This window comes from Streptomyces sp., from assembly GCF_036566765.1.
Lineage (GTDB): Bacteria > Actinomycetota > Actinomycetes > Streptomycetales > Streptomycetaceae > Streptomyces.
Map to the genome: position 1 here is coordinate 1 of NZ_DATCVQ010000301.1, position 13405 is coordinate 13405.

The 13405-nt window shown below is 69.4% G+C and carries 9 protein-coding genes, 4 tRNA genes and 1 pseudogene; 9 read left to right on the top strand and 5 right to left on the bottom strand.

The features are described 5' to 3' along the window. From VIU94_RS17375 to VIU94_RS17385, 3 genes and pseudogenes are all read right to left on the bottom strand, one after another. Positions 1-1784: pseudogene (locus VIU94_RS17375) on the bottom strand (DEAD/DEAH box helicase); the annotation flags it as partial. A 239-nt stretch (positions 1785-2023) separates the two neighbouring features. Continuing rightward, the gene (locus tag VIU94_RS17380) at positions 2024-2536 is read right to left on the bottom strand and encodes a hypothetical protein (protein ID WP_331912498.1); all 513 of its coding nucleotides are present in this window, start codon (positions 2534-2536) and stop codon (positions 2024-2026) included. A gap of 90 nt (positions 2537-2626) precedes the next feature. Continuing rightward, the gene (locus VIU94_RS17385) at positions 2627-2977 is read right to left on the bottom strand and encodes a metallopeptidase family protein (RefSeq protein ID WP_266394251.1); all 351 of its coding nucleotides are present in this window, start codon (positions 2975-2977) and stop codon (positions 2627-2629) included. Between the two features lie 85 nt (positions 2978-3062). Here VIU94_RS17385 and VIU94_RS17390 point away from each other — a divergent pair, with 85 nt between their 5' ends. The 7 genes from VIU94_RS17390 (at position 3063) to VIU94_RS17420 (ending at position 9814) form a co-directional block, all read left to right on the top strand. Further along, entirely contained in the window at positions 3063-4646 is a 1584-nt protein-coding gene (locus VIU94_RS17390) for a metallophosphoesterase family protein (RefSeq protein ID WP_331912500.1), read from the top strand. Positions 4647-4726: 80 nt separating this feature from the next. Beyond that, positions 4727-4799 (top strand) — tRNA-Glu (locus VIU94_RS17395). Positions 4800-4835: 36 nt separating this feature from the next. Continuing rightward, positions 4836-4910 (top strand) — tRNA-Asp (locus VIU94_RS17400). A 24-nt stretch (positions 4911-4934) separates the two neighbouring features. Then, positions 4935-5008, top strand: a tRNA-Phe gene (locus VIU94_RS17405). 113 nt (positions 5009-5121) lie between these two features. Next, a complete protein-coding gene (gene hrpA / locus VIU94_RS17410; protein ID WP_331912502.1) occupies positions 5122-9099 on the top strand; it encodes an ATP-dependent RNA helicase HrpA in 3978 nt (1325 codons plus the stop codon). A gap of 99 nt (positions 9100-9198) precedes the next feature. Next, positions 9199-9273: transfer RNA gene (locus VIU94_RS17415), tRNA-Asp, on the top strand. A 295-nt stretch (positions 9274-9568) separates the two neighbouring features. Beyond that, positions 9569-9814: a DUF6274 family protein gene (locus VIU94_RS17420; RefSeq protein WP_331912504.1), complete on the top strand. Its 246-nt coding sequence runs from the start codon at positions 9569-9571 to the stop codon at positions 9812-9814. A gap of 229 nt (positions 9815-10043) precedes the next feature. On the opposite strand, the gene bldC is transcribed toward VIU94_RS17420, so the two are convergent. Continuing rightward, positions 10044-10250 carry a developmental transcriptional regulator BldC gene (gene bldC, locus VIU94_RS17425; RefSeq protein ID WP_003949541.1) on the bottom strand — a complete coding sequence of 69 codons (207 nt, stop codon included), beginning with the start codon at positions 10248-10250 and terminating at the stop codon, positions 10044-10046. Positions 10251-10821: 571 nt separating this feature from the next. Continuing rightward, complete coding sequence (locus tag VIU94_RS17430) at positions 10822-11664, bottom strand: DUF8083 family protein (protein WP_331912506.1); 843 nt, start codon at positions 11662-11664, stop codon at positions 10822-10824. A 157-nt stretch (positions 11665-11821) separates the two neighbouring features. On the opposite strand from VIU94_RS17430, the gene VIU94_RS17435 reads away from it, so the two are divergent. Beyond that, the gene (locus tag VIU94_RS17435) at positions 11822-12904 is read left to right on the top strand and encodes a Leu/Phe/Val dehydrogenase (protein WP_331912508.1); all 1083 of its coding nucleotides are present in this window, start codon (positions 11822-11824) and stop codon (positions 12902-12904) included. A 301-nt stretch (positions 12905-13205) separates the two neighbouring features. Further along, the coding region (locus VIU94_RS17440) for a DUF3073 domain-containing protein (RefSeq protein WP_331912510.1) at positions 13206-13405 on the top strand (200 nt) is incomplete at its 3' end.

Sequence of the window (13405 nt, forward strand, 5' to 3'; positions counted from 1 at the left end):
CGGAAGCCGCCCGAGGGACGCTCGTCACGACGGTCACGGTTGAAACCACCGCCGGTGGGACGGTCGTCACGACGGTCGCGGTTGAAGCCGCCACCCGAGGGACGGTCGTCACGGCGCTCGAAGGAACGGCCACCACGGTCGTCACGGCGGAACCCGCCCCGCTCGCCGTCCCGGCGGTCGCGGTTGAAGCCGCCACGGTCGTCACGACGCTCGAAGGAACGGCCACCACGGTCGTCCCGACGGTCGTCACGACGCTCGTAGTTGCCCCGCTCGTCACGGCGCTGACGCGGCTGCTCGTACGCGGGACGCTCGGCGGGCTGCTCGGCGACCACGGCCTCAGCCGCCTCCGCGGCCTCGGCCACCACGGCCTGCGCCTCGGCGACCGCCGTCTCCGGGTCCTCACCGCGCTCGCGGGCGGCCCGGGCGACCAGGCGGTCGGCCTCCTCGCGCAGCTCGGTCGCGCGCCGCTGCGCCCGCTCGAGCTCCTTGGTGAGCTGGGCGACCTCGCGCTCGGCCTGCTGAGCCGCGTTGGCCGCGGACTCGGACTGGACCTCGGTCATCGAACGGGCGCCGGTGATCTCGGCGACCTCGGGCTCGAAGGCAGTACCGGAGTTGATGATGTGACGCCCGGCGTCGACGCCCGCGTCCTCCATCAGCCGGAAGATCTGCCGGCGCTGATGCGGCAGGGACAGGGAGACGACCGTGCCGGTGCGGCCCGCGCGAGCGGTACGGCCGGCGCGGTGCAGGTAGTCCTTGTGGTCACCGGCGGGGTCGACGTTCAGGACGAGGTCGATGCCGTCGACGTGGATGCCACGGGCGGCGACGTCGGTCGCGACGAGCGCGTTGACGTAGCCCTTCTTGAAGTCCTCCAGCACACGGGTGCGCGCGCCCTGCGTCATACCGCCGTGCAGCGCGTCGGCCTTCACACCGGAGTCGCACAGCTGCTCGGCGATGCGGTCGGCGCCCAGCTAGGTGCGGACGAAGATGATGGTGCGGCCCTTGCGGGAGGCGATGGCCGCGGTGACCGGCGCCTTGTCCTTGGGCTTCACGATCAGGATGTGGTGCGACATGGTCGTGACGTTGCCCTGGGCGCTGTCGACCTCGTGCGTGACCGGGTTGCTCAGGTAGCGCTTGACCAGCGTGGAGATCTCGTTCTCCATCGTGGCCGAGAACAGCATGCGCTGGCCGCCGCCCGGGATCTGGTCGAGCAGCTCGGTGACCTCGGGCAGGAAGCCCAGGTCGGACATCTGGTCGGCCTCGTCGATGACGGCGACTTCGATGTCCTGCAGGGAGCAGGCGCCGCGGTTGATGAGGTCGCGCAGACGGCCCGGGGTGGCGACGAGGACGTCGACGCCGCGCTCCAGGGCGTACATCTGGTTGCTCATCGACGTGCCGCCGCAGACGACCTTCATCTTCAGGCCGAGCACGTCACCGTACGGCTGGAGGGCGTCCGCGACCTGCATCGCGAGCTCACGCGTCGGCGTGAGGATGATGCCGCGGGGCTTCTTCTTGTCGGTGTGGCCGCCGGAGAGCTGCGTGAGCATCGGCAGACCGAAGGAGAGGGTCTTGCCGGAGCCGGTGCGGCCACGGCCGAGGATGTCCTTGCCGGCCAGGGCGTCCGGGATGGTCGCGGCCTGGATCGGGAAGGGGGTGGTCACGCCGTTCTGGGCGAGCTTGCGCACAACGCCCTCGGGGAGACCGAGGTCCGCGAAGGTGACCTCGACAGTCTCCTCCGTGCCCTCGTTCTCGGGCACGACGACGTGATCAGTACTGGAAATGGACATGCGTATGCGAAACCTTCCGGAGTCTCGTCGGCACGCGCCCGTCAACTCCGTGATTCGCAATACGACCGCCTCTATGCGGTCAGCCACGGTAAGGGAGAGAACGCGCCACACGGCGCTCTTCTGCTTTGGCGCCGGGCAAATGATCAAACGATCTATAACCATACGCACCCATCGCCCCCGAAGGCAAACCGATCCCCTCGTATGTATCCGAGGTCACTCGGGGCCTTTCACGGGGTCCGTCACGCAGGCGACCCCGCGGTGGGCGCCGGCTCCCGCTGGCTCAGCTGCGGGCCCGTCTCCGGCTGCGCCGACGACGACGGTTCGGCGGGCGGCGGCGACGGTGTGGGCGACGCGGGCGGCTCGCTGGACGCCGGCGGCTCCGGATCGGGCGTACGGGTGGGTGCCGGGTCGCTCCTCGGCGCCGACGGCACCGGCCGGGCCGACTTCCCCGGCTTCGCCCCCGCGGAGGCCGACGCACTCGCCGAGGCCGACGCCGACGGGGACGCCGACTCCTCGCCGCCCTTCCCCTTGTGCTTGCCGCGCTTGCCGTCCGGGCCCGCTCCGCCCAGTCCCACGGAACCGCCCGAGCCCGCGGATCCCCCGTCCGGCGCCTCACCGCCCCGGTCACCGGCGGAGTGCGACGGCTTCGCACCGCCGTCTCCGCCGTCCCCGCCCACGCTCATGCAGCCCGCGGCGGCGGCGACGGCCATGACCGTGGCGGCCAGACGGACGGGTACGTACAAGGGGCGCACGAGCAGCCACCTCCGAGGGCGGTCGTCAAAAAGTCAACCTGCCCAACTCCCGCCGCCCACAAGAGGACACGCGCCCCGTTCGAAACGGACTCAGCCGTATCCGAGTGCGTGCAGCCGCGCGTCGTCGATCCCGAAGTGATGGGCGATCTCGTGCACGACCGTCACCTCCGTCTCCGCGACGACGTCCTCCCGCGCATCGCACATCCGCAGCGTCGGCCCCCGGTAGATCGTGATGCGGTCCGGCAGCACCCCGGCGTACCACTCGCCCCGGTCGGTCAGCGGAGTGCCCTCGTACAGCCCGAGCAGCTCGGGATCGTCCGCCGGCGGTTCGTCCTCGACGAACACCGCGACGTTGTCCATCAGCCGCGTCAACTCCGGCGGAATCCGGTCCAGGGCCTCGGCGACCAGTTCCTCGAACTCCTCGCGCGTCATCTCCAGCACAAGCCCATTCTCCGGTACGACCCATCCGTACGAGTGTCATGAGTACGCCCGCATATCCACGAGCGGACTTGGGCATACGGGACCAATGGCCCGCGTCCCCGCCGCAGTCCTGAACGCCCGGAGCATCCTGAACGTCCTACGCAAGCCCCCGCGAGCCCTCGCCCGCCAGTACGGCAGGCGCCGATCCCACCCGTCCGTCGAACTCGTCCACCAGCCGCACCCCTGGACCCGCGCCCTCGGCCTGGTCGCCGTCGTCCTTCTGGGCGCATGGCTCGGTCTGCTGATCGTGGGCAATGTCCGGGTCCCGGTCGGCCCCATGAACACGACGATGACCCTGCGCCCGTCCCTCTCCGGCGGCACGAAGATCAACGTGTCCCCGCTCGGCGCGCTCCAGCTGGACAGCCACCAGGCGCCCGTCCGCCTCGACGTCAACGTCGACCAGCTCGACCCGGAACGCTCCCAGGCCCTCGTCGACCACCCCGAGCGCCTCTCCGGCCTCCAGGACGAGGTCGCCACCGACGTCGAGCACGGCACCCTCGACCTGGCCGTCCGCTCCGTCGTCGCCGTGGTGTCGGGCGCCACGGCCCTCGGCCTCGCGGTCTACCGCCGCCCGCGCCGGGCCCTCGCGGCCGGCGGCCTCGCCCTGAGCCTCCTGGCGGCCTGCGGTGGCACGGCGTACGCCACCTGGAACCCGGAATCCGTCCTGGAGCCGAAGTTCTCGGGACTGCTCTCCTCCGCCCCGTCGCTGGTCGGCAACGCGCGCAGCATCGTCACCGAATTCGACGTCTACCAGAAGGAGTTGGCCCGCCTGGTGACGAACGTCACGAAGCTCTACGACGTCACGTCCACCCTCCCGGCCTACCAGCCGGACCCCACCACCATCCGGGTCCTGCACGTCTCCGACATCCATCTGAACCCCGCGAGCTGGAAGATCATCGCCTCGCTGGTGGAGCAGTACAAGGTCAACGTGATCGTCGACTCCGGCGACACCATGGACCACGGCACGGCGGCGGAGAACGGCTTCCTGGACCCGATCCCCGACCTCGGCGCGCCGTACGTCTGGGTCCGCGGCAACCACGACTCCCTCACCACCCAGCGCTACATGGAGGGCCTGAAGCGGGTCCACGTCCTGGACAACGGCAAGGCGGAGACGATCGCCGGACTGCGGTTCGCGGGCATGGGCGACCCCCAGTTCACCCCCGACCGCTCCACGAACCCGGGTGCCGACGAGTCCCAGGAGGCGGCGGGCGACCGCCTGGCCGCGGCCCTGCGCGAGCAGCGGGCCGCCGGCACCCCGGTCGACCTCGCGATCGCCCACGAGCCCTCGGCGGCCCGCGAGGTCGACGGCGAGGTCCCGATGATCCTGTCGGGCCACCTCCACCACCAGGAGATGGAGGTCATGAAGAAGGGCACCCGGCTGCGGGTGGAGGGCTCCACCGGCGGCAGCGGGCTACGGGCCGTCGAGGGCAAGTACCCCGACCCCATCGAGGCGTCGATCCTCTACATGGACCGCGACACCCGCCGTCTGCAGGCCTGGGACGAGATCAAACTCGGCGGCCTCGGCCTCACGACGGCGGAGGTCAGCCGCCACCTCCCGGAGGACAACCAGCCGGGAGCGACCCCCTCGCCCACGGGTTCGCCCACCACCTCACCCACGGGCAGCCCCTAAACCGTTTTGGCGATACCTCCCGGCATCCCATATGCTTCTCACGTCCCCGACGCGCTGCGAAGCGCCCAGGCGGGCCGATAGCCCTCATCGTCTAGCGGCCTAGGACGCCGCCCTTTCAAGGCGGTAGCACGGGTTCGAATCCCGTTGGGGGCACGCAAGATCGTGTGCGACACTGTCGTACGCAAGCTTGGTCCTGTGGAGCAGTTTGGAGTGCTCGCCACCCTGTCAAGGTGGAGGCCGCGGGTTCAAATCCCGTCAGGACCGCTGAGGTTTCCTCGGAAACCTCGCGGCTGGGTAGCTCAGTTGGTACGAGCGACCGCCTGAAAAGCGGTAGGTCGCCGGTTCGACCCCGGCCCCAGCCACAGCACAGACCCCGATCCCCGGATCGGGGTCTTGTTGTATGTGTCGTGACAGGCCGGCCGCGGGACAAAACCGTTCGCCAGTAATTTCCCGGGGATGAGATCCTGGATCGCGTATGTCTACGCACCCTGCCCCCGCCCCCGGTACCCCCGCCTTCGGGGATCTCGCCGCCCGCCTGACCGAGCTGTCCCTGCGCGACGCGCACCGGCTCGGGCGCAGGCTCGAAGGCGCGCGCAGGATCCGCAAGCCGGAGGCGCGGGCCGCCGTGCTGTCCGAGATCGAGGCGGAGGTCGGCAAGGGCGAGGAGCGCGTGAGTGCGCGCCGTGCGCGCGTGCCCGCCGTGTCCTATCCCGAGCAGCTCCCGGTCAGCCAGAAGAAGGACGACATCGCGGCCGCCATCCGTGATCACCAGGTCGTGATCGTCGCCGGTGAGACGGGCTCCGGCAAGACGACCCAGATCCCGAAGATCTGCCTGGAGCTCGGCCGGGGCGTGAAGGGCATGATCGGGCACACCCAGCCCCGTCGTATCGCCGCCCGCACGGTCGCCGAGCGGGTCGCCGAGGAGCTGGACACTCCGCTCGGTGAGGCCGTCGGCTGGAAGGTGCGGTTCACCGACCAGGTGAACCAGGACGGCACCTTCGTCAAGCTGATGACGGACGGCATCCTGCTCGCCGAGATCCAGACCGACCGCGAGCTGCTCGCCTACGACACGATCATCATCGACGAGGCGCACGAGCGGTCCCTCAACATCGACTTCCTGCTCGGCTATCTGGCGCAGCTGCTGCCCAAGCGCCCCGACCTCAAGGTCGTGATCACCTCCGCGACCATCGACCCGGAGCGCTTCTCCCGCCACTTCGGCGAGGCGCCGATCGTCGAGGTCAGCGGACGGACCTTCCCCGTGGAGGTCCGCTACCGGCCCCTCCTCGAAGAGGACTCCGAGGAGTCCGACCGCGACCAGATCACCGCGATCTGCGACGCCGTCGACGAGCTTCAGGCGGAGGGCCCCGGCGACGTCCTGGTCTTCCTCTCCGGCGAGCGGGAGATCCGCGACACCGCGGACGCGCTGATCAAGAAGCAGCTGCGCAACACCGAGATCCTGCCGCTCTACGCGCGCCTGTCGCACGCCGAGCAGCACCGGGTCTTCCAGGCGCACGCCGGCCGCCGGATCGTGCTCGCCACGAACGTCGCCGAGACCTCGCTGACCGTCCCCGGCATCAAGTACGTGATCGACCCGGGCAACGCCCGGATCTCCCGCTACTCCCACCGGACCAAGGTCCAGCGGCTGCCGATCGAGCCGGTCAGCCAGGCCAGCGCCAACCAGCGCAAGGGCCGCTGCGGCCGTACGTCCGACGGCATCTGCATCCGGCTGTACTCGGAGGACGACTTCCTCTCCCGGCCGGAGTTCACGGACGCGGAGATCCTCCGTACGAACCTGGCGTCCGTCATCCTCCAGATGACCGCGGCCGGCCTCGGCGAGATCGAGAAGTTCCCCTTCATCGACCCGCCGGACCACCGCAACATCCGCGACGGCGTGCAGCTCCTCCAGGAGCTCGGGGCCCTGAACCCCGCCGAGAAGGACCCGAAGAAGCGGCTGACCGAGCAGGGCCGGAAGCTCAGCCAGCTCCCCGTCGACCCGCGTCTGGCCCGGATGGTCCTGGAGGCGGACAAGAACGGCTGTGTACGCGAGGTCATGGTGATCGCGGCCGCGCTCTCCATCCAGGACCCGCGCGAGCGCCCCGCGGAGAAGCAGGCGCAGGCCGACCAGCAGCACGCCCGCTTCAAGGACGAGACCAGCGACTTCCTGGCCTTCCTCAACCTCTGGCGGTACATCCGCGAGCAGCAGAAGGAGCGCGGCTCGTCGTCGTTCCGCCGGATGTGCAAGCAGGAGTACCTGAACTTCCTGCGGATCCGCGAGTGGCAGGACATTTACGCGCAGCTGCGTACGGTCGCCAAGCAGATGGGCATGCACCTGGAGGAGCCCTCGGCGGACTACGCCGCTCCCGAGCAGTCCGTCCACACCTCGCTGCTCGCCGGTCTGCTGTCGCACATCGGCATGAAGGACGTGAAGGAAGGCGCCAAGAACGAGTACCTGGGCGCCCGCAGCGCCAAGTTCGCGGTCTTCCCGGGCTCCGCGCTCTTCAAGAAGCCCCCGCGCTTCGTGATGTCCGCCGAGCTGGTGGAGACCTCGCGCCTGTGGGCCCGGGTCAACGCGAAGATCGAGCCGGAGTGGATCGAGCCGCTCGCCCAGCACCTCGTCAAGAAGACGTACAGCGAGCCGCACTGGGAGAAGGACCAGGCGGCGGTCATGGCGATCGAGAAGGTGACGCTGTACGGCGTCCCGATCGTCACCGACCGCAAGGTGAACTACGGCCGGATCGACCCCGAGGCCTCCCGCGACCTGTTCATCCGCAACGCGCTGGTCGAGGGCGACTGGCGCACGCACCACAAGTTCTTCGCCGACAACCGCAAACTCCTCACCGAGGTCGAGGAGTTGGAGCACCGGGCCCGCCGCCGGGACATCCTCGTCGACGACGAGACGCTCTTCGACTTCTACGACAAGCGGGTGCCCGAACACGTCGTGTCGGGCGCGCACTTCGACTCCTGGTGGAAGCACAAGCGCCATGAGGAACCGGAGTTCCTCGACTTCGAGCGCGAGATGCTCATCAACGAGAAGGCCGCCGGGGTCACGAAGGACGACTATCCGGACTCCTGGCGGCAGGGGCAGCTGAAGTTCCGCGTCACGTACCAGTTCGAGCCGGGCGCGGACGCGGACGGCGTGACCGTCCACATCCCGCTCCAGGTGCTCAACCAGGTCACCGACGAGGGCTTCGACTGGCAGATCCCGGGGCTGCGCGAGCAGGTCGCCACGGAGCTGATCCGCTCCCTCCCCAAGCCGATCCGCCGCAACTACGTGCCCGCGCCGAACTTCGCCGCGCGCTTCCTCGACGCCGTCGTACCGGTGCAGGAGCCGCTCGACACGGCGCTGGCGCGCGAGCTGCAGCGGATGGTCGGGGTGCCGGTCACGCCCGAGGACTTCGACTGGACGAAGGTCCCCGAGCACCTCAAGATCACCTTCCGGATCGTCGACGAGCGGCGCCGCAAGCTCGCCGAGGACAAGGACCTGGAGGCGCTCAAGCTCAAGCTGCGCCCCAAGGCCCGCCAGGCGCTCTCCCAGGCCGCCGCGGCCGCCACGAGCGGCCCGAGCGGCTCCGGGCAGTCCCTGGAGCGCACGGGGCTCACCGACTGGACGATCGGCACGCTCACCAAGGTCTTCGAGACCCGGCGGGCCGGCCAGCCGGTCAAGGCGTACCCGGCGCTCGTGGACGCCGGCGACACCATCTCCGTACGGCTCTTCGACACCGAGGCCGAGCAGGCGCAGGCGATGTGGCAGGGCACGCGGAAGCTGATCATGCTGAACATCCCGGTGAACCCGGCGAAGTTCGCCTCGGACAAGCTGACCAACCAGCAGAAGCTGGCGCTGTCCCGGAACCCGCACGGCTCGATCCAGGCACTGTTCGACGACTGCGCGACCGCGGCGGCGGACCGGCTGATCGCGGACCACGGCGGGCCGGTCTGGGACGAGGAGTCGTTCCGGAAGCTGTTCGACAAGGTCCGGGCGGACCTCGTCGAGCTGACCATCCGCACGGTCGACCAGGTGCAGCAGATCCTGGCCGCCTGGCAGGCCTGCGAGCGCCGCCTGAAGGCCACGAACAGCCTGGCCCTGATCAACAACGTGACGGACGTCCGGAACCAGCTCGCCTGGCTCATGCCGGCCGGCTTCGTCACCCGTACGGGCCTGCGCCGGCTGCCGGACCTGATGCGCTATCTGGTCGCCGCGGACCGCCGCCTCCAGCAGATGCCGACGGGCGTGCAGCGGGACACCACGCGCATGGAGAAGGTCCACGAGATGCTGGACGAGTACGCCTGGCTGCTCGAACAGCTCCCCAAGGGCCGCCCGGTGCCGACGGAGGTCACCGACATCCGCTGGATGATCGAGGAGCTGCGGGTGAGCTACTTCGCGCACGCGCTGGGCACGGCGCACCCGGTCTCCGACAAGCGGATCGTGAAGGCGATCGACGCGGCGGCGCCGTAGCCGGAACGTCCGGGAGCGCCGCCCTGCGCCAGTTCGACCTGACCCTCTGACCTGCTGTACAGTCTCTCTCGCAGCCAAGCACAAATCGGCTGCGAGCAAGGTCCTGTGGAGCAGCTTGGAGTGCTCGCCACCCTGTCAAGGTGGAGGCCGCGGGTTCAAATCCCGTCAGGACCGCAGTGAGAGAGCCCGCACCGATCGGTGCGGGCTCTCGGCATGACACGGGCAGCCCGCAGACCGGCCAGAGGCCGCGCCACGCGGCGGAGCCGCGAAACGACACAGCAAATCCCGTCAGGACCGCAGTAAGTACGAAGGCCCGCATCAGTAGATGTGGGCCTTCGTCGTGTGTGCCCGTACGCCTTCGTCGTGTGCGCCTCACACCTTCGTCGTATGCCCTGGCATCTTGACGGCGTCATCGGCCGCCGGTACCCCGGATGCAGGGACGTGGGGGCCCACAGCGGAGGTGGCGTGCATGGCGGCGGCGTCGACGGCGAGGCACGAGACCGGCGCGCTGCTGCGCGCGCATCTGGCGGCCGCGTCCCGCTTCGGCCATGTGACGCGCATCTGCCCGGTCTGCCATCTCCTCCAGCGCCTCGCGATGGAACTCCCGGAGCTCCCGGAACCACCCGGACTGTCCGAGGAGCCGCCCGGACCGACCGAGAAGCCGACCGAGGAGCCGACCGAGGACGGCGACGAGCGGTGTGACGCGAGTCACTGAAAGAGTTTCAGGAACTCCATCACTTACACCCTCCCTACAGCGGGCGGATTTAATATGTGCAATTGCACGACCTTCGCCGGCCAACAAAAAGATCGCGCTGGACCCGGCGGAGTCCAGCGCGATCGATGACAAGAGCCTGTTGGGGCAGGCGCCGGTCGGCAGAGCTTGGGGTGGGCGAGTCGGGTTGGGGGCCCGAAAATGCCCGGTGTTACGGGGTGTTGCTGCTGTTTCAGGCCTCGCTGCGCTGCTGCGGGATACCCGCAAGCAGTGCGCGGACCTCTGCCTCGCGGTACCGGCGGTGCCCACCCAGCGTGCGGATGGACGTGAGCTTGCCCGCCTTCGCCCAACGGGTCACCGTCTTCGGGTCCACGCGGAACATCGTGGCAACCTCGGCGGGGGTCAGCAGCGGCTCGGCATCAGGGGTGCGAGCGGTCATGAGCGGCCTCCTCGGGAGAACCGAACCATCTCGGTTCTTTCCTCTAAATTCTGCACCTTGACCCGCGTTGCCCGAAATGGCGGACGCGAGCCGAGTCGGTTATAGGACGAACGGCTTGTCCTCGGCACTACAACTACACCATCTGTCCAGCCACGTCGGCCAAACCGATGGAATTGCCCTCTCAGGTGTCCATCAGCGGCGGAAGCCGATGGACCATGCCATAGCGGACAGTCACGTCACAGTGACGATCAGTCACAGAGCGATCAGGAGTCGTCAGACCCCCCATAGAGTGCAATGTCGAGCATTCCGACCATAGTTGGACGGAAGGAACCCTCCCCGGACTCCTTGTCCTATTTTGGCACGAGGGTGGGTGATGGGCGCAAGGGTGCGCTAAGTGCTATCCGTCACGCTTGAGCCAAAGGCCCGGATCGGGACCTACGTCCCGCACACGCGTACCCAAGGACTCTGTGCCCTTAAAGATCTTTTACGTCAGACACGTGCCGCTTGTCGACGGTTCCCCGATCAACAGTTCGCTAACGAGTGGTCTCGGACCCCTCGCCGACCCCGGCCCTCAGTTCGCGAACCGGCGGTCCCGGACCGCCCGCCACCGCTCCATCAGCCGCCCGTACGCCTCGCCGGCGGCCTCGCCGTCCCCGTCCTTGAGCGCCGCGATCCCCTCGGCCACGTCCGCCGCCGACCGGTCCTCCGCCAGCAGCGCCGCCGGCAGCGCGTGCACCAGGCCCCCGTAGTCCAGCTCCACCAGCGAGCGCGGATGGAACTCCTCCAGCCAGCGGCCCACGTCCACCAGGCCCTCCGTCAGCGGCCCCTCGTCGATCGTCTCCCGCAGCGTCCGCAGCGCCCGGGCCAGCCGCCGCCGCGCCTGCACCATCGGGGTCCGGTACCGCAGCACGGGGGCCGCCTCGGCGTCGCCGGGGACGTACTCCCGCTCCTCGTCCGCGAAGAGCGCGAACCAGCGCACCGGGACCTCCCAGACCGAGGTCCGGATCCACGGCCGCGCGTCCGGGTTCTGCTCCCGCCACTCCTCGAAGTCCGCCTGCGCCTGCGCCCGCACCACCGGCGGGAGCATCGCGTCGAGCAGCGACGCCGGCAGCGACTCCACCAGCTCCTCCATGGCCAGCCAGCCCCGCAGCCGGGTCCGCCAGGGGCAGACGCAGACCACCCCGTCCACGTACGCGACGAACGCCTCGGCGCTCTCGTGCACCGGCACCGGGACCGGCGGGGTGGGCGCCAAGTCCGCGAGCGAGCGACGGAGTTCGTCCTGCGCCGAGGGGGTCTCGGCCCGCCGCGCGTACCGCGCCCAGTGCCCCCGCTCCGGCTCCGGAAAGGCCGCCAACGGCTCGTACACACGCAGGTAGGAGGCGTACGGGACGCGCACGGAGGAGACGACCGACATGTCGCGAATCCTTCCACGCGGCTACTCCTGGAGGGGGTGATCCTCGGCACTGCGGCGGATCTACCAACCCGTAGGACTTACTCTCTTGCCCAACCGGTCCCTCCCCACCCACAGGAGGGGCCACAACACCGCCGCTTCGTACTTGGGAGTCACCACCGTGACCGATGTGACCGACGGCGTCCTGCACACCCTGTTCCACTCGGAGCAGGGCGGCCACGAACAAGTCGTGCTGTGCCAGGACCGCGCCTCCGGCCTCAAGGCCGTCATCGCCCTCCACTCCACCGCCCTGGGCCCGGCCCTCGGCGGCACCCGCTTCTACCCGTACGCCTCCGAGGCCGAGGCCGTCGCCGACGCGCTGAACCTCTCGCGCGGGATGTCGTACAAGAACGCCATGGCCGGCCTGGAGCACGGCGGCGGCAAGGCCGTGATCATCGGCGACCCGGAGAAGATCAAGACGGAGGAGCTGCTGCTGGCCTACGGCCGGTTCGTGGCCTCCCTCGGCGGCCGGTACGTGACGGCCTGCGACGTCGGCACCTACGTCGCCGACATGGACGTCGTGGCCCGCGAGAACCGCTGGACCACCGGGCGCTCCCCCGAGAACGGCGGCGCCGGCGACTCCTCGGTGCTCACCGCCTTCGGCGTCTTCCAGGGCATGCGGGCCTCCGCCCAGACCGTCTGGGGCGACCCCACGCTGCGCGACCGCAAGGTCGGCGTCGCGGGCGTCGGCAAGGTCGGCCACTACCTCGTCGAGCACCTCCTCGAGGACGGCGCCGAGGTCTACGTCACCGACGTCCGGGACGAGTCGATCCGCCGGATCACCGACAAGTTCCCGCAGGTCACCGTGGTCGCCGACACCGACGCGCTGATCCGCGTCGAGGGCCTGGACATCTACGCGCCGTGTGCGCTCGGCGGCGCCCTGAACGACGACACCGTGCCCGTGCTGACCGCCAAGGTGGTCTGCGGCGCGGCCAACAACCAGCTCGCGCACCCGGGCGTCGAGAAGGACCTCGCGGACCGCGGGATCCTCTACGCGCCCGACTACGTCGTCAACGCCGGCGGCGTGATCCAGGTGGCCGACGAGCTGCACGGCTTCGACTTCGACCGCTGCAAGGCGAAGGCCACGAAGATCTTCGACACCACCCTCGAAATCTTCGCACGTGCGAAGGCGGACGGGGTTCCGCCGGCCGCCGCGGCCGACCGGATCGCGGAGCAGCGGATGGCCGAGGCGCGCCGCGGCTGAAGTCTTGACAGGGCCGGCCCGCCGACAGCCGTTTGGATGTTCGTCCAGACCGAGAGATGACTCACGCCGGTCGGCGGGTCGGCCCTCAAGAAGAGGTTAAAATCGCGGTTGACCAGCGAGGACGGGGCGCCTCGAAGGTTCTGTACCGGGGCATGTGATGCGTGCGGCGTACCGTATGGCCACGGAAGCAGGTACCGTTGAAGCCCTACGGGCCGGTCTCTCTGTCGAGAGCCCGCTCCGAATCATGAACGCGTGTCAAGACTCTGGGGCCGTCGAGCCCCGTCACCGAGGGGGTCGAGCCATGGGGCGCGGCCGGGCCAAGGCCAAGCAGACAAAGGTCGCCCGCCAGCTGAAGTACAACAGCGGCGGGACTGACCTGTCGCGTCTGGCCAACGAGCTGGGCGCATCGACTTCGAACCAGCCGCCGAATGGCGAGCCGTTCGAGGACGACGACGAGGAAGACGACCCGTACGCGCAGTACGCGGATCTCTACAACGAGGA